We start from the raw sequence: 18,637 nt of genomic DNA on the forward strand, positions 1-18,637 counted from the left end.
GACGCCGCAGATTGCAGCGCTATAGTAGCTCCCGAAAAGACCAAAAGATTATCAGGGAGACTTCAACATGGCCTGGAACTTCGGTGACATCCTCGACACCATTGCCCCCGTGCTGCCCGGCGACAAGCCCGCGCTCATTCACATTGCCAAGGACGGCACCCCCGCCATCACTACTTGGGCGGAGTTTGATGCGCGCACCAACAACCTTGCCCGCCAGCTCATTGAGCGCGGCGCAAAGCCCGGCGACAAGGTGGCGTTTTATATGCGCAACCGCGCCGAATACGCCGAGCTGCTGGCAGCCTGCTTCAAGGCGCGGCTGACCCACGTCAACGTCAACTACCGCTACCAGCCCGACGAGCTGCACTACATTTTTGATAATTCCGACGCCCAAACAATTGTGTATGGCGATGAGTTTGCCGCCAACATCGCCGCGCTAAAACCGCGCCTTGGCAAGGTCGGCACGTTCCTTGAGGTCACATCCGGCACACCCGCAAACGATTTTGCGCAGCGCTACGAAGATCTGACCCAGATCGGCAATGGCGGGGCGCTTGGCATTGAACGCTCCGGCGACGACCAGTTGTTTTTGTACACCGGCGGCACCACCGGTATGCCCAAAGGCGTTATGTGGCCTGCCGACGATCTGCGTGAAGCCCAGTTGTATGCCCTGCGCGCACTGGGCCCCGTGCCTGAGACGCTGGATGAAATAAAAGCTGCCATCAAGGAAACCGGCACCGGCGCAGGTCCGTTCATTCCCGCCTGCCCGATGATGCACGGCACCGGCCTGTTCACCGCCATCGGCAATATGATGAACGGCGGCTGCATCGTGACGCTGGACAATGAGCACCTTGATGCCCACGCCATCTGGAAGGCCGTCAACGATTACAAAGTCGAACAGATCGCCATTGTTGGCGACACCTTCGCCAAACCCATGCTGAAGGCACTGGAAGAAAAACCCGGTACATATGATCTGTCATCACTCATCAGCATCATTTCGTCCGGCGTCATGTGGTCGCTCGAAGTGAAACGCGAGATGATAAAACACATGCCGCAAGCCATGCTGGCAGACAGCTTCGGCTCATCCGAAGGCATCGGCTTTGGCTCATCCATTTTCACCGCCGACGGCGAAGTGAAAACCGCCAAGTTCCAGATCGGCGAACGTTGCAAGGTGTTTGACGAAAACGATGAGGAAGTAGCCCCAGGCTCCGGCAAATCAGGCGTTATCGCCGTCGCCCAGCCCATTCCGCTTGGCTACTACAAGGACGAGGAAAAAACCGCCAAGACCTTCCGCACCATCAACGGTGTGCGCTACTCGATCCCCGGCGACTTCTGCACCGTGGAAGAAGACGGCACGCTCACGCTGCTGGGCCGCGGCTCCGTATGCATCAACACCGGCGGCGAAAAAGTGTACCCGGAAGAAGTGGAAGAAGCCCTCAAGACCCACCCGGCGGTGGACGATGCCCTTGTGGTTGGTCTGCCCGATGAAAAATGGGGACAGGCCATCACCGGCATCATTACGCTGGCAACCGGACAGTCAGCCGACGAAGCCGCGCTGATTGCCCACGTGAAAAACAGCCTGGCGCACTACAAAGCCCCCAAACGCGTGCTTGTGGCGGCAAACGCGTTCCGCGCGCCCAACGGCAAGGCGGACTACAAGGGCGCCACCAGCTTTGCAAAACAGGAGCTGGGCATTGCCAGCTAACCAACGCCCCGTCCTCGCCCTCACCGGCTCATTGGCATCGTCAAAACCCGGTGAGGGCCGCGACCTCATTGAGCAGCACCTGACAACCGACTGGGACATTAAAACGTGGGACCACGCGGACGGCGAACCGGCGCTTGAAGCCCTGCTGGCGCACGCTGATGTGGTCGTGCCCGGCGTTGACACTTTGTTCGTTGGCGCGTTCTTCAAGGGTCTGAAAGCCAGCCCCGCGCTGCGTATGCTGCAAATCCCCTTTGCCGGCACAGACTGGTTGTCTGCCGAATTGCTGCCACCGCAGGCAATCGCCGCGGGCTGTAGCGGCCACGAAATCACCATGGCGGAATACACGCTGGGGGCGATGCTGGAATGGGAAATCCGCCTGCGCATCATGGACCCGGACTTCCGCTCCGGAAGCTGGCAGTTCTCCGGTTCATCAAAAGATCCCGGCTCGTTCCACGGCGAACTCTGGAACAAGACCGTCGGCATCATCGGCTATGGCGGCATCGGTGAGGAAACCGCCAGACGCGCCAAAGCCTTCAGTATGCGGACCATGGGTCTCAAACGGTCTGCTGCAACGTGCCCGCCTGAACTGGATTGGCTGGGCGCAACGGCTGATGACCCAAATGCCCTCAACACGCTTCTGACACAAAGCGACTACGTAGTGCTGGCCTGCGACCTCAATGAGTCGACGCGCGGCATGATCGGTGCCGACGAACTGGCCACAATGAAAGGCAGCGCCGTTATCATCAATGTCGCGCGCGGCGAAGTCATACAGGAGGAGCCGTTCTATCACGCCCTCAAATCAAAACAGATTGCCGGTGCGGTCATCGACACCTGGTATCGCTACCCGGCACGCGGCCTTGCACCCGGTGAAACACCGGCGGACCCTTCGCCCTCGGCGTTTCCCTTTACGCAGCTTGGAAACGTCATTGTCACCCCGCACTGCTCCGCCCATTCGCGCAACGCCGATTACCGCCGCATGATCTCCATTGCCGCCAACCTCGACAAGCTGGCGCGCGGTGAAACCCCTGACCGCGTGATGGTGCGCGGCACGGGTTTTGCAGCCTAGGGCACCAGCCTTGCGCAAATGACGTAGTGGGTATCCCGGTCGCCCGGTGTAGCGTCGCCGCCCCATGACCGACACAACAGTCATCTTCATCCTGCTGCTGACCGCCGTCATGCACGCCACCTGGAACACGGCCCTCAAGGCCGGAACAGATCGCGTGCTGGATATGGCCGCCATGCGCGTGTCCGGCATTATTTTTGCGTTGGTGCTGATCCCGTTTGTGCCGCTGCCGGACGCTGCCGCATGGCCCTATCTCATCGCCAGCGCCGCTGCGCACATGGTCTATTTCGGCTGCCTGATTGCCTCCTACAATCGTGGCGACCTCAGTCAGGTTTACCCCATCGCCAGAGGGTCGGCGCCGCTGCTGGTGGCCCTTGCGGCCTATCTCACCATTGCAGAAACACCCACAGCACTTGGTCTTGCGGGCGTCATCATCATTGCCATCGGCATCATTGTGGCGGGCACAGGTGCCTTCCGCCAGAACCTGCATGCCATCGGTTTCGCCCTCATCACCGGGCTCTCAATTGCCACATACTCCCTGCTTGGCGGCATTGGCGTGCGCGCGTCAGGCACCATTCTGGGCTATGCCGCATGGCTTGAACTGCTGTCCTGCGCGCCGTTCGTAGCCTTCGCCCTTGTTTATCGCAGGCGGCATGTGGTGGCCTATGCTTCAAGCCGCACCGCGCGGATTGCCCTGTTGCTCGGCTTCGGCAGCGCCTTCTCCTATCTGATTGTTCTGTGGGCAATGACGCTTCTGCCGCTGGCAACCGTCACCGCCGCGCGCGAAACCAGCGCCATATTCGCAGCCCTTGCAGGCGCTATTTTGCTGAAGGAACCCTTCGCTGGCAGGCGTATCGCGGCCGCAGCCCTGGTAACGCTCGGCATCGCATTGCTGGTGATCGGCTAGCACGCGGCGGCCTCCGCAGCCATTCCAGGCGGCAAAACCGATTGCGGATTCAGGACTCGCCTTGTGGCGTCAGCCCTTTATATTCCCTGACAGAAAATCAGACACACGCTGCAACAGTCCGGGAGAGACCCCATGGCCGACCTCGAAGCCTTCCGCAAAGACGTTCAAGCCTGGCTTGAAGAAAACTGCCCCCCTTCCATGCGCACCCCCATGCCGGAAGAAGAAGTGGTGTGGGGTGGCCGCAACGCAACCTACCCCAACCCGGACTCCAAGAAGTGGCTGGATGCCATGGGTGCAAAAGGCTGGACCGCCCCCACATGGCCCGCAGCCTATGGCGGCGGCGGCCTTTCAAAAGAAGAAAACATGGTGCTGCAGCAGGAGCTGCGCCGCATCAAGGCGCGCCCGGCGCTTAACTCCTTCGGCATCTGGATGCTTGGCCCGGCACTGCTTGAATTCGCCTCCGAACAGCAGAAGCAAAAGTTCATTCCGCCGATCGTGCGCGGTGAAATCCGCTGGTGTCAGGGCTACTCGGAACCAGGCGCCGGCTCAGACCTTGCCGGTCTGCAGACCAGCGCCGTGCTGGATGGCGACACCTACACAGTGAACGGCCAGAAGGTGTGGACCTCCTACGCCGACAAGGCCGACTGGATTTTCTGCCTCGTGCGCACCGACAAGACCGTGAAGCATGACGGTATTTCATTCCTGCTGTTCGACATGGCCTCACCGGGTGTATCCACCAAACCCATCAAGCTCATTTCCGGCTATTCACCGTTCTGCGAAACATTCTTTGACGACGTGAAGGTGCCTGCCGATCAACTGGTCGGCGAACTCAACAAGGGCTGGACCATCGCCAAGCGCCTGCTGCAGCACGAACGCGCAATGATCTCAGGCATGGGCCTTGGCGGTGCGCTGTCAGGCGCTACCGGACAGACCCTTGCCGGTGCGGCGAAAGAATATCTGGGTGACGACAACGGCAAAGTTGCAGACCCTGTCGTCCGCGAGCACATCACCAAGCACAACATGGACTCCAAAGCCTTCGCGCTGACCATGCGCCGCGTGCAGGAGGAAGCCAAGGCCGCCAACGATGTGAGCGCCACCTCGTCGGTGTTCAAGTTCTTTGGTACCGAACTCAACAAGCGCAAATATGAGCTGCTGATCGAAACCATGGGCACTAAAATGCTCGGCTGGGAGCCGGACGACACCTATTCGGCTGATGAAATCGGCAACACCCGCGCCTGGCTGCGGTCAAAAGCCAATTCCATTGAAGGCGGCACCTCTGAAGTGCAGCTCAACATTATTGCCAAACGCGTGCTGGGTCTGCCGGATTAGTCCGGGCCCGGAGTTTTTATAAGCGCGAACACATTTTTCAAGGGAGCACCCCATGAGCTTCGTCCTCAACGAAGAACAGCAAATCCTGCGTGACAGCGCCAAAGGGTTCATTGCTGAAAAATCACCCGTTACGGAACTGCGCCGCCTGCGCGACAGCAACGACGCCAACGGCTATGACACCAAGCTGTGGTCGCAAATGGCCGAAATGGGTTTTGCCGGCATCATCATCCCCGAAGAATATGGCGGGGCAGGCTTTGGCTATCGCGGTCTTGGCCTCGTGCTCGAAGAAGCTGGCCGGTCGCTCACCGCATCACCGCTTGTGTCAACATCGCTGCTGTGTGCCTCCGCGCTGCTGATTGGCGGTTCGGAAGCCCAGAAAAAAGAGCTGCTTCCAAAAATCGCCGATGGCAGTCTCGTCATGGCCATGGCGATGGATGAAGGCGCGCATCACGCCCCCGCCAACATCGCCGCCACTGCCGGCAAGGACGGCGACAGCTATGTCCTCAACGGCACCAAGTCGTTCGTGCTGGACGGCCACGTGGCAGGCAAGCTGATTGTCGCCGCCCGCACCCACTCAACACCCGGCGACAAGACCGGCACCACGCTGTTCATTGTTGATGGCGATGCTGCAGGTCTCACCCGCACCCGCCATTCGATGGTGGATAGCCGCAACGCCGCCGAAGTGAAGCTCGACGGCGTGAAGGTCAGCCACGACAACGTGCTCGGCAATGTGGATGGCGGCTTTGCCATTCTCGACGAAGCCCTCGACCGTGCCCGCATCGGCCTCTCTGCTGAGATGCTCGGCGGCGCACTTGAAGCCTATGAGCGCACGCTGGACTACCTCAAGGAGCGCAAACAGTTCGGCGTTGTCATCGGCTCGTTTCAGGGCCTCAAACACCGCGCCGCCAAAATGTTCTGCGAGCTTGAGCTGTGCAAGTCTGTCGTGGCGGATGCGCTGCAGGCCATTGACGAGCGCCGCAACGACGTGGCCCAGGCAGCGTCGCTTGCCAAATCGCGCGTCGGGGCCGTGTTCAACGAAGTGTCGTCAGAAGCCGTGCAGATGCATGGCGGCATCGGCGTGACGGACGAATACGAAATCGGCTTCTTCCTCAAGCGCGCCCGCGTGGCAGACGCCACCTTTGGCAATGTCAGCTTCCACAGCCAGCGCTATGCCGAGCTGGAAGGCTATTAGGCCGAAGGCCTGATAGCCTTCCATCCTTCGGCTCAACCGGAGGATCCAGGAATCCACGATCCTGCAAAAGCCCCACTGCCTCCCCGCGGCTTGACCGCGGGGAGGCAGGGCAATGTGCGCAGGCTTTTTCCGCGCGGCACTGGACCCCGCGGTCAAGCCGCGGGGAGGCAGATGGACGGGTAGAGAAAGCACCGCATCGCCTCACACATTCTGAAACGTAAAGCTCGACAACCCGCGTGCGTGCTCATCCACAATGAGTTTGCGGTTGATCGGCGGGAACGCGCGCTCGGCACAGTCTGGCCGCTCGCACAGGCGGCAGTTCACGCCTATCGGCGTCACAGCTTCCGCCGCCGTCACATCATACGCCCGCGCATATTTGAGCCGCGACGCCTCGCTGATTTCGCACCCCAGCCCCACCGCCAGTTCCTGTTCAGGCGCCAACACCCCCGCGCCGGGCCGCCGCACTGTGCGGGCGATGGAGAAATACGTTGTATCGTCCGGCAACTGAACAATCTGCGTGATGATCTTGCCCGGCGTGCGAAACGCATCATGCAGGTTCCACCGCGGACATGTGCCGCCATAGCGCGAGAAATGAAAACCGGCCGCTGCAAACCGCTTCGACACATTGCCGGCGCTGTCCACACGAATGAGAAAAAACGGAATGCCCCGCTCCCCCGCGCGCTGCAACGTGGTGAGCCGATGGCATGTCTGCTCGAACGACGTGCCAAAGCGCCGGGCCAGCAGTTCAATGTCATAGCCGCTGTCTTCAGCCGCAGAATGAAACCGCGTGTAGGGCATGATCAGGGCCGCCGCAAAATAGTTGGCAAGGCTGATGCGTGCCAGCCGCAGCGTCTCCTCACCCTTGAGCGACGACGCCTTGACCATCCGTTCAATCAGGTCCGCCTGCTCCAGATAGGCAATCTGATAGGCTAACTGAAACGTCCGCGCCGGCGCATCCAGAACCTCGGACAACAGGATGCGCCGCCCGTGCCGGTCATACCGGCGCACCGTCGCACCCAGCACATCAACCGGCATCACCTTGACACTCAGCCCATGCGCCTCGTCGAGGTGCCGCCGTAACCCGATATACAGTTCGTCCTGCGCAAAGTTGCGGTAGTCGTAAAGCGCCTCCGCCGCATCATCCAACTCACCAAAATGGTTGCGGTTGGCATGGATGTAGTCGCGCACTTCCTCCACCGGAAACTTCATCAGGTCCAGATGATCGCTCTTGTCGCGATCCGCAATAATGTCGGCAGGGGCCACCGGGCCAAGGCCAAGACCCTTGCCCGCAAGCTGCTCGCGATACGCCTGATAAAGTGACGTGATGGCATCCGCCACGCTGGGGCTGGCCGCGGCCACATCCTGCACGTCCTGCCGTGACAGCCCGGCATTTTGAAACAGCGGGTCGGCAAAAACCTCGTTGAGTTCGGCAAATGCACGCGCCTCGTCGTCGCCGGAAAGCTCACGGATATCCAGGTCAAACCCGTCCGCCAGCTTTAACAGCAACTGCGCGCTTACAGGCCGCTGATTGCGCTCCACTAGGTTGAGATAGCTCGCCGAAATGCCAAGCTGTTCAGCCATCGCCGCCTGAGTGAGCCCCTGCTCGCGCCGAATCCGCCGCACGCGGGGGCCAGCAAAGACCTTTTGCGGACGCTTTCGTGAGGGTTCGCCAGCCTTTTTGTCGCCCAGGCGCGCCGATACGGCGTCTGATGTGGATTTTGTTACCATAGCGGCCTCATACTTTACAAACTTAACAGATTTACAAACTACTCCCACACATCTGTCAACACGTTCACCCGAATGTTTGCCTCAGCTTGTGGACTCCTGACCGCCCTTTGTCATTTATGTGCGCACGAAATCCACACCGTGCTGGTGTTGCCCGAAAGCCGGGCGTGCCCGTGCAAAACCCGAAGAAGAACGAAGGATCCGTCTTATGAGCAAGACCTTCTACGACCTCATTCCGTCTGCCCCCAAGGGCCGCTTTGAAAACGTCAAGCGCAACTACAGCGTCGAAGACGTTGAGAAGCTGCGCGGCTCGTTCCCGATCGAATACACACTCGCCACACGCGGTGCCAACAAGCTGTGGGACCTGATCCACACCGAAGAGCGCGTGCATTCGCTGGGTGCCCTGTCCGGCAACCAGGCCATGCAAATGGCCCGCGCAGGCCTCAAGGCCATTTACCTGTCCGGTTGGCAGGTTGCCGCAGACAACAACACCGCCGGCACAACTTACCCGGACCAGTCGCTGTACCCGGCCAACTCCGGCCCCGAGCTTGCCCGCAAGATCAACCGCACGCTCAAGCGCGCTGACGAGATTGAACATTCCGAAGGCGGTGCAAAGCGCGACTGGTTCCTGCCGATCGTCGCAGACGCGGAAGCAGGCTTCGGCGGCCCGCTCAACTGCTTTGAAATCATGAAGGCCTACATTGAAGCAGGCGCTGCGGGCGTTCACTACGAAGATCAGCTGGCGTCTGAAAAGAAGTGCGGCCACCTGGGCGGCAAAGTGCTGATCCCGACAAAGGCGCACGAGCGTAACCTCAACGCAGCCCGCCTCGGCGCAGACGTGATGGGCGTTCCGACCCTCATCATGGCCCGCACGGATGCTGAGTCTGCGAACCTGATTACGTCTGACATCGACGAACGCGATCACGAGTTCATCGACTTTGACGCAGGCCGTACACCTGAAGGCTTCTTCCGCATCAAGGAAGGCATGGGCGTTGACCACTGCATCAAGCGTGGCCTGGCATTTGCTCCGTATGCTGACCTTCTGTGGTGGGAAACCTCCAAGCCGAACCTTGATGATGCGCGCCGCTTCGCCGAAGCCATCCGCAAGGAATATCCCGACCAGCTTCTGGCCTATAACTGCTCGCCTTCCTTCAACTGGGAAGCCAACCTCGACAAGGCAACTATCGAGACCTTCCAGCAGGAAATCGCGGCCATGGGCTACAAGTACCAGTTCGTGACGCTGGCAGGCTTCCACCAGCTCAACCACGGCATGTTCCAGCTCGCATCCGGCTACCGCGATCGCGGCATGGGTGCCTACTCCGAGCTGCAGCAGGCTGAGTTCGCCTCTGAAAAGGATGGCTACACAGCTACCCGTCACCAGCGCGAAGTCGGCACCGGCTACTTCGACATGGTCTCCATTGCAGCAGGCGGCGGCGAAAGCTCCACAACGGCTCTTGGCGACTCGACGGAAGCAGCCCAGTTCAAGAAGTAAGCGTCTTGAACTGACACCACCATCAAAGGCCGCGGGCAGCACTGCTCGCGGCCTTTTCTTTTTGACCCTCGCCGCCCGGCCCCCTAGCCTTCGCGACAAATAGAAATCAAAAACCTTAGGGGAGCCTTCCATGACAACCATCCACGGCACCTGCGCGCCCGCCTTTGAGCGCGCCCGCGACCAGTTTGCGGACAACTTCCAAAACGACCTCGAAATCGGCGCCTCCTTCTGTGTCATCCACAAGGGCAAAACCGTGGTTGACCTGTGGGCAGGCGACGCTGACGAAACCGGCGCCACGCCGTGGGCGCACAACACGCTGGCCAATGTCTGGTCCACCACCAAGGGCGTGTCCGCCATCTGCATTGCGCTGCTTGTCGATCGTGGCCTGCTTTCCTATGACGACACGGTTGCAACCCACTGGCCGGAGTTTGCCGCGCACGGCAAGGGCGGCATCACGGTTGCGCAGATGCTGTCGCACCAGGCGGGCCTGTCGGGCCTGCGCGAACCCACCACCCTCGAAGACTGCTACGATCACGACCTGATGGCGCAACGCCTCGCCGCGCAGGAGCCTTTGTGGGAGCCGACAACGCGCTCCGGCTACCACGCCTTTACCTATGGCTATCTGGCGGCCGAACTGGTGAAGCGCATCACCGGCAAAACCATCGGCAAGTTCCTGCGCGACGAACTGGGCACGCCCCACGGCATCGACTTTTTCATCGGCCTGCCCATAAGCGAAGAACCGCGCGTCGCCCCACTGAGCGAAGCGACCGACATGCAGCCGCTGTCCGGCACCACCGAAATCCAGAACCTCACATTTGCTAACCCGGCCATCGGCCAACTGGCCCCCAACGACCGCGCCTGGCGCGCCGCCGAACTGCCCGCCGCCGGTGGGTTTGGCAGCGCCTCCGCCCTCGCCAAACTCTATGCCCTGCTGGACGACGCAACCGCGCCCGACGGCAAAGCCATCATCAGCCGCGCCACCATGGACGCCCTGCGCACCACCCGCATCCAAAACGAAGACCTCATTCTTGGTGTGCCGGTACGCTGGGGCTCCGGCATGGCCATGAACGGCTTTGAAATGTACGGCCCCAACGATCAGGCATTTGGCCACACGGGCTGGGGCGGTTCGTTCGGCTGCCTTGACCCCGAAGCAGGCATTGCCATCGGCTACGTCATGAACAGGATGGGTGCCGCCGTCGTCGGCGACCCGCGCTCCATGGGGCTGGTTGCGGCAGTCTTCGCCTGCGTCTAGGCGTCAGTGCTCACTCCAGACCCATCCGCGTACGGTACGCTACAATAATGGGCGTATAATCCGTAGGCTGACCATCATAGGTAAGCGCGTCGTCGGGCAGCTTGATCCAGTCGGTCTTGCTGCTTTGCCAGATATGCGCCACCGGGTACGTCCAGTCCTTGTTGTCCAGCGTGCCGCCGCGCAGCGAATAGATACCCTGATCCGGCACGCTGCCATGGCGAATGCGCGTGCCGCAGTCAACGCAGAACTCTCCATAGCGATGCACGCCGCTCTCCACCGTCCAGTCAACACGCGCCAGCTCACCGCGCGTGATCTCCATGGTGTCCTGCAGAACGGCGCAGGCAACAGCAAACGCGCTCCCGCAGATACGCTGACACTGCTTACAATGGCAGGCATAGGCCATGATGGGAGGAGCAGTGAGCACATAACGTACGGCACCACACTGGCAGCCGCCTTCCAGCCTGAAATCTGACATCGCAGTTCCTCCGGTTTGTCGCGTCCAGTTTGTGGGCTGGTCGCACCTGCACCAACTACGTAGCAGGTAAGAACCGCACAGCAAAAAGTCTCCGCTTGCGAAGCACGCCGCATCGGTGGGTACAGTCGTTGCCCCCAAAGAAGGGGCGTGGGAGCGCCTTGTGCCCGCCGGGCATGAAAGGCGTGAATTCAAACGTCAGTCAGGTGGCAGGCAACAAGACGCTCCACACACGGACAGGCTTCGGCGATGGTCGATCCAGCGGCACATGGCACGTGTTGCGTGCCAGGCTTTGCTGCGACCCCATGCGTCCGCATCCCGCACTTTGGAACCGCACGGTTGAATACGGGGCCAGCTTTTTCAGGGCGTGACCGGGGCCGAACCATCTACCGCCCATGCGATGCGCACCCGTTACTTGCACATCGCGCCTGGCGCCTTCGTCTCCACGTTCCCAAGGAGACATCCAGCGCCCGCTTCCGGGCATCCGCCCTCACCGCTCAAGACCGGACGGCCCGGTTTGCCCTTCAGCGGCGAGGTGACACAAGTTTAAGCCCGCGCGGCAGCACCGTGGATAACCTGGCAACCAGCGAGTCGCTGCTGCATCGCCGGCTGCAAAAAGGCCGCGGAACCCTGCGGCTTGCGACGGCCCCACGCCTGCGCAACACTCAACACACAAGCCGCTCATTCGTGGATAGACAAAATGCGCCGTTGTTTTTTTGCCGTCATGGCCGTGTCGCTTGGCGCATTTGCACTTTCTGCCTGCGCCACGCTTACGGCAGAACAATGCACCACCGCCAACTGGCAGCAGCTTGGCTATCAGGACGCCGTCAGCGGCCACACGCCCGACCGGCTGGCTCAGCACTTTGACGCCTGCACAGAGCACGGCATTACGCCTGATCAAACACTGTATGAAATGGGCCATTCAGAAGGGGCGCGGGTGTATTGCGACCCGGAAAATGCGTTTCGCCTGGGCGTCGCAGGCACAGCCCCCGCCCCCATTTGCCCCGCCGACATGGCGGTGATCTTCAACGACAATCACGCCGCAGGTTTTGGCCTGTTCGAGCGCCGCCGCGCGGTAAACGAAAGCCGCAACGCCATGGTGCGCGCCGAACGGGCAATCGAAGACCTGGAGCGATACTCAGCCGACCTTGAAAACGAACTGGCGTTTCAAAACCCGACCCCGGAGCGCCGCAACACTATTGTGATCGAACTGGAAGACAACCGCACGGAACGCCGCCGGATCCGCGACGACCTGCGCCGCTTCCGCTCAGACCTGCGCACCCACGAACGCGAGCTGGACACCTACAAAGCCCGGCTTGAGTTTGTGGTGATGGAACCGGGCTTTTAACTGAACGGCACACTTGGCATCACGCCCCCACCGTATCCCCGGACTTGATCCGGGGCCTACTCGCGGACGCTTTACACCGCAGCAGTCGAGAGTGGACCCCGGATCAAGTCCGGGGTGACGCTCTATTCTGCTGCGGCAGACACCGCCGCCGCCTCCCGCGCCACGGCCACGTAGTCATCCCAGTTCACTCGGCGCGTGCGCCTGTAATAGGTCAGCGTCGAGTTGGGCCAGTTGTTGGTGATGCGGCCATCCGCGGTCTTGTACCAGCTGGTGCAGCCGGACGCGAAAACAGAGGCGGCGTTGTCCGCCTGAACACCCCTGTCCCACTCAGCCTGCGCTTCGGGCTTCACGTCCACATAAGCCAGATTTTCGTCACGCATTTTTTGCGCAATCTGCGTCACATAGGCCGTCTGGCACTCAATCATGTAGATGATCGAGTTGTGGCCAAGATTGGTGTTTGGCCCGTACAGCAAATAGAAATTGGGATAGCCCGACACACCGATGCCCAGATGCGCGTCCGCGCCATCCTTCCAGTCGTCACGCAGCGACCGGCCATCCAGCCCGGTGACATCCACCGGCCCCAGAAAATGCGTGGTGTCGAAGCCGGTGCCATACACAATGGCGTCAACCATGTGTTCATTTCCATCAACAGTGCGAATACCGTTCTCGGTCACCCGCTCAATGCCGGTGGTCTCGATATGCACATTGGCGCGGCCCATCGCGGGCCACCAGTCGTTGGAAAAAAGCACCCGCTTGCAGCCGGGGTCATAGTCCGGCAGCAGCTTGGCGCGTTTTTCAGCGTCGGGCACATGCTCTTCAGCTTCTTTGACGTGCCCCTTGCGCAGCGCCCAGCCCATGTAGCGAAAACTCAGCAGCAACTGCTCGCCGTTGAGCCACATGCGGCTGCGCTGAACCCACATCAGCCACGGGAATGCGCGATAGAGTTTCTTCTCCCACTCATAAAATACCCGCTCAGGGCGCGGCAGCACCCAGCTTGCCGAACGCTGAAAAATGCTGACGTTGCCCGCGCGTTTGGCAATCTCCGGCACAAACTGAATGGCGCTTGCCCCGTTGCCGATCACCGCGATGCGCTTGCCGGTAATGTCCACATCATGGTTCCAGCGGGCGGAATGCCATGCATCGCCCTTAAAGTCGTCCGTACCGGGAATATCAGGCATCTGCGGCCGGTTGAGCTGGCCGGTGCCTGCCACCACAATGTTGGCATCCACGGTTTCGCCGCTGCCAACAACCAGCCGCCAAAGGCCGGCCTTTTCATCAAACGAGGCACGTTCCACCGGGCAGTTGAGTTTGATGAACGGGCGCAGACCGTACTTGGCCACCACCTTGTCCAGATACGCCTTGATCTGCGCATGGTCGGCAAACTTGTTGCGCCAGTCAGCGCTCATCTCGAATGAATACTGATACAGGTGCAGCGGCACATCGCACGAACACCCCGGATAGGTGTTGTCGCGCCAGGTGCCGCCAATGTCATTGGCCTTTTCATAAATCGTGAAGGCGATGCCCGCCTCCTGCAGCTTGATGGCCTGACAGATGCCCGCCACGCCGGCACCGATAATCGCCACATGCATCGGCGCTGCATTGGCCGCTGCCGTGTTGCGATAGGCCGCCATATCATGAACCGCTGCCATGATTTTCTCCCCGGTCTGTTTCCCTGGTGCCGCCCGAAGCCTCATGAAACGGGCCGGGTCGGCAAACATATTCAGTTGCGTAAGTGCCCCTAGGATAACGCAGTTTTGGCTGTCGCATAGCCCCGTTCCCGCATTCGCACATGTCGTGCTAGAAAACGCCGACACTCATCGTTCAAGGAGCGCTCCCATGGCCAAAAGCGCTGGCAAAAGCCCGGCAACCACCGACATCAGCGACGACCACGGAGATGCCGTGCGCGTGCTGGATGCCATTTTCGCGGATTTCGGCGGCGTCGAGGCGTTTCACGGCCCGGTCAAAACGCTCAAATGCTTTGAGGACAACGCCAAGGTGCGTCAGGCTGTGGAAAGCCCCGGCAACGGACAGGTGCTGGTGGTGGACGGCGGCGGCTCAGAGCGTTGCGCCCTGTTTGGCGGCAACCTTGCCGAACTGGCCGAGAAAAACGGCTGGGCCGGTGTTGTGGTCTATGGCTTCATCCGCGACTGGGCCGAAATCGAAACCTTCAAGATCGGCATGAAGGCGCTGGGCACGCACCCGAAAAAGTCCGTCAAGGCAGATGGCGGCACCTACGACGTGCCCGTGACGTTTGCAGGCCACACCATCAAACCCGGCGACTGGCTATACGCCGACCGCGACGGCGTGGTGGTGGCAGACAAAGAGCTTTAAGCACACACCACCCGCAACCCCGGACTTGATCCGGGGTCCACTCTCATAGCGCCCATGCATAGCCACCGCGAGTAGGCCCCGGATCAAGTCCGGGGCACCGGCACAGGCATGGGGTGAATCACGCATCTCCCCGCGCCGCACGTTGCTCAGCCAGCGCGGTAGCCACCTCCGAGAACTTTTCATCCGTAAGCGGATAAAACAGCATGGCCACGGCACCGGCCACAAACAACAATACCGGGCCAAGCGCCACCATGAACAAGATGCCCCATAGCGCGTCAGGCGTTTGCGGCACGTTGGGCACATAGCCGGTGGCCGCCAGAATGAGCGCTGCCCCCGCACCGCCAACCGCCATAGCCATTTTCTGGAAAAAGCTGGCGGCGGCATAAATCGCCCCGTCGGCGCGCACATGGCTGCGGTACTCGGCGTAGTCCACAGCGTCCGGCAGCATCGACCAGCCCATGACGGTGGGCGCAGCAAACATGATGGAGCCGAGCCACGAGATGATGAATATCAGCGCAATCTGATCAAACGGCGTCAGATAAAGCGCGATGCCCGTGAGGCAGCCACCAAACGCCCCCCACAAATAGGTGCGCCGCTTGCCCAACCGTTTGGCCACCGCAGGCACCAGCACAATGCCAATGAAGTTGAAGGCCGCAACGCTGACCATGAACAATGGCACCAGGTCTTCGCGCGCCACATTGTAAGTGAAGTAATAGATGATGGCCGCCGAGCGCACCGTGAACGCCATCATGCCCATCCAGAATGCAAAGATCAGCAGCGCCAGCGGCCAGCCACCCGCCTTGAGCGCACTCAGCGTCTGCGACAGACCCGGCACCTCTTCATGCGCAAACGCGCGTTCGCGGGTGGTGGCAAACGTAATGGCCAGCAACACACAGGCCAGCACGCCATAGACGGCAACCGTGCCCTGAAAACCCGCAGCCCCACCGCCGAACATCTCAACCAGTGGCAACGTGGCGGCGGCCACCAGCAACCCGCCAAGCATGGCAAACGCCATCCGGTAGGTGGACAGCACGGTACGCTCATGCGCGTTTTCAGTCAGCGCCGACGTCAGCGACGAATACGGAATGCTCACAATCGTGTAGGCAATGCCAAACGCAATGTATGTGGCGTAGGCATAGATCACCCGCCCGGTGTCGGAAAAATCAGGCACCGTGAAAGTGGCAACGCCCGCCAGCGCCAGCAGTGGCCCGCCGATAATGAGCCAGGGCCGAAACCGCCCCCAGCGGGTGCGCGTGCGGTCTGCGATCACGCCCATGATCGGGTCCGTCACCGCATCCACAACGCGCGCCACCAGAAAAATCGACGCCGCCGTGGCCGCCGCAATGCCTGCCACATCCGTATAGAAAAACAGCAGGAACAGCAGCGCGGACTGAAAAAACAGATTGACCGCAAAATCGCCGATGCCATAGCCCGCACGCACCGAAACCGAAAGCGGGCCGGACGGAGATGCGGCGGTGGTCTTAGGCATGAGCAGTTTGTCCCTGAGTTTTTGTGAACGCAGGAAACACCCGAACGCTCTTGTGTTTTTTGCGGCAGGTGCCATTACCCGCACCACCCGAAGGGCAACCTTAGCAGCGCCCGCGACCCATACCCCACGCAAAAAACCGTCAGAAACCTGAAAACCCAAACTTTCTTGTTGCGAATGCTTCTTAATAACGGTTATTAGAAAGCACCTTTTCCATTCGCAACAAGGCTTGCCCATGCGCCATATCAGTGATGCCGAACCCGCCTCAACCGCCGCCACACAGCAGCCGGCTGAAAATGTCAGCGAACATCTGGCAGACCTGAGTTTCGCCCCGCGCCTGCTGGTGTGGGCGGCACGCGTGTGGTGGCAGGATGCAGCCACCGCGCAGACCAGTCCGCCAGGCCCGGCACACCCCACAAACCCGGCACACCCGGCACACATGATTGGCCAGGCATTCGCCCTTGCCCGCTGCCGCGATGCAGCACCGGCCTTTGATGAGCTTATGCTGATGGCCCGCCACGGGGCCTGTCGTCACCTCGACATTGCCAGCCACACATCACGCCTGGGCCGGGATGAACAAGCACTGCTGGGCGTCGTTGCGGCATTTCAGAACGACGCGGTAATCGGCGGCGAACGCGCACTGGAAAACTGGCTGCCGCCCGCCACCGCCCGCCTGGCCGCAGACGCCGCCCTCAAACTCGCCCGCGAAATGGGCCGCGCGCAGCTCTACGTTGAACGCCGCTGCCCCTACGCGTAAGCCTCAGGACAATTGGCCGCCGCTGGCTTTTCCCTTGCCGCGCGCCGCTGGCTTTTCCCTTGCCGCGCGCTGCTGGCTTTTCCCTTGCCGCGCGCTGCTGGCTCCGGACATGACACCCGGCAGGCCTTCGGGGTCAGGCCAACTCAGCCGCGATGGCATGAGCCGCCCGTTCACCGGACTGCACCGCCCCATCCATATAGGAGCGCCACACGTCGGCGGTTTCAGTGCCGGCAAAATGGATGTGCCCCAATGGCGCAAAAAGATCGGGCGCACCGCTCCATCCGCCAATGCCACGACGGCTGGCATATCCGCCGCGTGAATATGGCTCCTCGTTCCAGTCAAAAGACCGCCCGCCCAAAGGGGCTGGAATGTCATGTCCGTACACATCCGCAAGCCACCCGACAAAATGCGCGATCCGGGCAGTCTCATTGCCCACGCCCGCCAGAATATCCCGCCCGTCGCTCGTGCTGAAAGCCACCAGGAGGCCTGAACGTATGTCCGGCGGCGTCCCATCAACCACCGCTGAAAATACACCGCCGGGCTCAACCGTGGTGCCGGAATATCCCTGCTCCCGCCACCAGGGCCGGTCAAACTCGACAACCGTCTTGATGACCCTGCCCTCCCGAAAGCCCTGCAACGCCTGCTGTCGGGCTGCCGGCAGCGCGGGGGTAATGGCAAGCGATGGCAAAAGCTGCGGCGGCACCGCCAGCACCACCCGACGGGCCACATGCTCACCACGGGCGCTTTCAACGCGCACATAATCCTTATACTGAGCAATTGCCCGCACCGGCGTATCCAGCACCAGCGCATCGCCGATGTGGCCCGCCAGATAGTCAACAAGCCCAGCCGACCCCCTGCTGATGGTCCACTGTTCGGCATTTTCATATGCCGCAAGTCCACCCACGCTGCGGGCTTGCTCAAAAAGCTCGTAGGCTGAAACATCGGTCAGCGGCAGGCACATGCCATCGCTGAACAGACCTGCAAGATACTGTTGCGCCTGCGTACCGATTGTTTTGGAAGCCATAAAATCCGCACCACTCATGGCATCAAGGGCACCGATCTGTGAGCCATCAATCCCGCCCAGCGCGGACCCGAACCGCCAATAGCTGAGGCCGGTCAATATCTGTGCAAAAAACGACATCGGCAGTGCATCCCCACCCACCCGTCGGGCGGGGTCTTCGCCGGTAAAAAGAGTGTCACCAGGCATGTGTGAAGCATGTTTTTCAACTCCTGCCTCCTCTGCAAGCGCGGTGATATATGTCTGGTCATCGCTGATAAACTGCGCCCCGACGTCAATCACGGTTCCGGTTTCAAGCGTCGCGGACCTGACACGCCCCCCCGGCTGTGAGCGGGCTTCAAGCACACGCACCGACAGGCCATGGTCGCGCAGCCGCCGCGCTGCCGTCAGTCCCGCAAGACCAGCCCCCACAACAATCACGTCAAGCATCCCGGTGTCTCCGGTTTTGGCAGGCAGGGGGGATGCTGCCGCAGCACCTCGCAAGCCCGGCGCAAGCAGCGAGGCTGCGGCAGTAGCCTGCCCCAACACCTGCCCCAACACCTGCCGCCGTGTCGGCAACCACATGG

Annotated in this window: 15 protein-coding genes; 10 read left to right on the forward strand and 5 right to left on the reverse strand. The window is 61.1% G+C overall.

Annotation, left to right across the window (positions count from 1 at the left end):
• Positions 1-67: 67 nt before the first annotated feature.
• The 5 genes from RIB87_RS14320 (at position 68) to RIB87_RS14340 (ending at position 6,190) form a co-directional block, all read left to right on the forward strand.
• Positions 68-1,699 (forward strand): acyl-CoA synthetase, encoded by a 1,632-nt coding sequence (locus RIB87_RS14320; RefSeq protein ID WP_350147863.1) that lies wholly within the window; start codon positions 68-70, stop codon positions 1,697-1,699.
• Positions 1,689-2,765: an NAD(P)-dependent oxidoreductase gene (locus RIB87_RS14325; RefSeq protein WP_350147865.1), complete on the forward strand. Its 1,077-nt coding sequence runs from the start codon at positions 1,689-1,691 to the stop codon at positions 2,763-2,765. The genes RIB87_RS14320 and RIB87_RS14325 overlap by 11 nt, the downstream gene beginning before the upstream one ends.
• 64 nt (positions 2,766-2,829) lie before the next feature.
• The gene (locus tag RIB87_RS14330) at positions 2,830-3,669 is read left to right on the forward strand and encodes an EamA family transporter (protein ID WP_350147867.1); all 840 of its coding nucleotides are present in this window, start codon (positions 2,830-2,832) and stop codon (positions 3,667-3,669) included.
• 132 nt (positions 3,670-3,801) lie between these two features.
• Positions 3,802-4,998: an acyl-CoA dehydrogenase family protein gene (locus RIB87_RS14335; protein ID WP_350147869.1), complete on the forward strand. Its 1,197-nt coding sequence runs from the start codon at positions 3,802-3,804 to the stop codon at positions 4,996-4,998.
• A gap of 52 nt (positions 4,999-5,050) precedes the next feature.
• Entirely contained in the window at positions 5,051-6,190 is a 1,140-nt protein-coding gene (locus tag RIB87_RS14340) for an acyl-CoA dehydrogenase family protein (protein ID WP_350147871.1), read from the forward strand.
• Positions 6,191-6,391: 201 nt separating this feature from the next.
• Here RIB87_RS14340 and RIB87_RS14345 read toward each other — a convergent pair whose 3' ends face one another.
• Positions 6,392-7,918, reverse strand: a complete 1,527-nt coding sequence (locus tag RIB87_RS14345; RefSeq protein WP_350147873.1) for a helix-turn-helix domain-containing protein — start codon at positions 7,916-7,918, stop codon at positions 6,392-6,394.
• Positions 7,919-8,123: 205 nt separating this feature from the next.
• Here RIB87_RS14345 and aceA point away from each other — a divergent pair, with 205 nt between their 5' ends.
• On the forward strand, positions 8,124-9,407 hold the full coding sequence (gene aceA, locus RIB87_RS14350; protein ID WP_350147875.1) for an isocitrate lyase: 1,284 nt from the start codon (positions 8,124-8,126) through the stop codon (positions 9,405-9,407).
• Between the two features lie 130 nt (positions 9,408-9,537).
• Entirely contained in the window at positions 9,538-10,659 is a 1,122-nt protein-coding gene (locus tag RIB87_RS14355; protein WP_350147877.1) for a serine hydrolase domain-containing protein, read from the forward strand.
• A 10-nt stretch (positions 10,660-10,669) separates the two neighbouring features.
• Here the strand turns inward: RIB87_RS14355 and RIB87_RS14360 are convergent, their stop codons facing one another.
• A complete protein-coding gene (locus RIB87_RS14360) occupies positions 10,670-11,134 on the reverse strand; it encodes a GFA family protein (RefSeq protein ID WP_350147879.1) in 465 nt (154 codons plus the stop codon).
• Between the two features lie 697 nt (positions 11,135-11,831).
• Here RIB87_RS14360 and RIB87_RS14365 point away from each other — a divergent pair.
• Positions 11,832-12,479: a DUF2799 domain-containing protein gene (locus RIB87_RS14365; protein WP_350147881.1), complete on the forward strand. Its 648-nt coding sequence runs from the start codon at positions 11,832-11,834 to the stop codon at positions 12,477-12,479.
• 122 nt (positions 12,480-12,601) lie between these two features.
• Here RIB87_RS14365 and RIB87_RS14370 read toward each other — a convergent pair whose 3' ends face one another.
• On the reverse strand, positions 12,602-14,128 hold the full coding sequence (locus tag RIB87_RS14370) for a flavin-containing monooxygenase (RefSeq protein ID WP_350147883.1): 1,527 nt from the start codon (positions 14,126-14,128) through the stop codon (positions 12,602-12,604).
• 187 nt (positions 14,129-14,315) lie between these two features.
• Between RIB87_RS14370 and rraA the strand changes: the two genes are divergently transcribed.
• Entirely contained in the window at positions 14,316-14,810 is a 495-nt protein-coding gene (gene rraA, locus RIB87_RS14375; RefSeq protein ID WP_350147885.1) for a ribonuclease E activity regulator RraA, read from the forward strand.
• Positions 14,811-14,928: 118 nt separating this feature from the next.
• On the opposite strand, the gene RIB87_RS14380 is transcribed toward rraA, so the two are convergent.
• Positions 14,929-16,299: an MFS transporter gene (locus tag RIB87_RS14380; RefSeq protein WP_350147887.1), complete on the reverse strand. Its 1,371-nt coding sequence runs from the start codon at positions 16,297-16,299 to the stop codon at positions 14,929-14,931.
• A 232-nt stretch (positions 16,300-16,531) separates the two neighbouring features.
• Between RIB87_RS14380 and RIB87_RS14385 the strand changes: the two genes are divergently transcribed.
• Positions 16,532-17,053, forward strand: coding sequence for a hypothetical protein (locus RIB87_RS14385; RefSeq protein WP_350147889.1), 522 nt, complete (start codon positions 16,532-16,534; stop codon positions 17,051-17,053).
• A gap of 133 nt (positions 17,054-17,186) precedes the next feature.
• On the opposite strand, the gene RIB87_RS14390 is transcribed toward RIB87_RS14385, so the two are convergent.
• Entirely contained in the window at positions 17,187-18,635 is a 1,449-nt protein-coding gene (locus tag RIB87_RS14390) for a flavin monoamine oxidase family protein (RefSeq protein WP_350147891.1), read from the reverse strand.
• Positions 18,636-18,637 lie beyond the last annotated feature (2 nt).

It is taken from the genome of Pyruvatibacter sp. (assembly GCF_040219635.1).
In the GTDB taxonomy this organism is placed as follows: Bacteria; Pseudomonadota; Alphaproteobacteria; order CGMCC-115125; family CGMCC-115125; genus Pyruvatibacter.

Excerpts from the sequence above, each read along its gene's own strand:
- RIB87_RS14320 (WP_350147863.1), top strand. The coding sequence starts at position 68 with ATGGCCTGGAACTTCGGTGACATCCTCGACACCATTGCCCCCGTGCTG.
- RIB87_RS14330 (WP_350147867.1), top strand. The coding sequence starts at position 2,830 with ATGACCGACACAACAGTCATCTTCATCCTGCTGCTGACCGCCGTCATG.
- RIB87_RS14335 (WP_350147869.1), top strand. The coding sequence starts at position 3,802 with ATGGCCGACCTCGAAGCCTTCCGCAAAGACGTTCAAGCCTGGCTTGAA.
- RIB87_RS14340 (WP_350147871.1), top strand. The coding sequence starts at position 5,051 with ATGAGCTTCGTCCTCAACGAAGAACAGCAAATCCTGCGTGACAGCGCC.
- RIB87_RS14345 (WP_350147873.1), bottom strand. The coding sequence starts at position 7,918 with ATGGTAACAAAATCCACATCAGACGCCGTATCGGCGCGCCTGGGCGAC.
- aceA (WP_350147875.1), top strand. The coding sequence starts at position 8,124 with ATGAGCAAGACCTTCTACGACCTCATTCCGTCTGCCCCCAAGGGCCGC.
- RIB87_RS14355 (WP_350147877.1), top strand. The coding sequence starts at position 9,538 with ATGACAACCATCCACGGCACCTGCGCGCCCGCCTTTGAGCGCGCCCGC.
- RIB87_RS14360 (WP_350147879.1), bottom strand. The coding sequence starts at position 11,134 with ATGTCAGATTTCAGGCTGGAAGGCGGCTGCCAGTGTGGTGCCGTACGT.
- RIB87_RS14365 (WP_350147881.1), top strand. The coding sequence starts at position 11,832 with ATGCGCCGTTGTTTTTTTGCCGTCATGGCCGTGTCGCTTGGCGCATTT.
- RIB87_RS14370 (WP_350147883.1), bottom strand. The coding sequence starts at position 14,128 with ATGGCAGCGGTTCATGATATGGCGGCCTATCGCAACACGGCAGCGGCC.
- rraA (WP_350147885.1), top strand. The coding sequence starts at position 14,316 with ATGGCCAAAAGCGCTGGCAAAAGCCCGGCAACCACCGACATCAGCGAC.
- RIB87_RS14380 (WP_350147887.1), bottom strand. The coding sequence starts at position 16,299 with ATGCCTAAGACCACCGCCGCATCTCCGTCCGGCCCGCTTTCGGTTTCG.
- RIB87_RS14385 (WP_350147889.1), top strand. The coding sequence starts at position 16,532 with ATGCGCCATATCAGTGATGCCGAACCCGCCTCAACCGCCGCCACACAG.
- RIB87_RS14390 (WP_350147891.1), bottom strand. The coding sequence starts at position 18,635 with ATGTGGTTGCCGACACGGCGGCAGGTGTTGGGGCAGGTGTTGGGGCAG.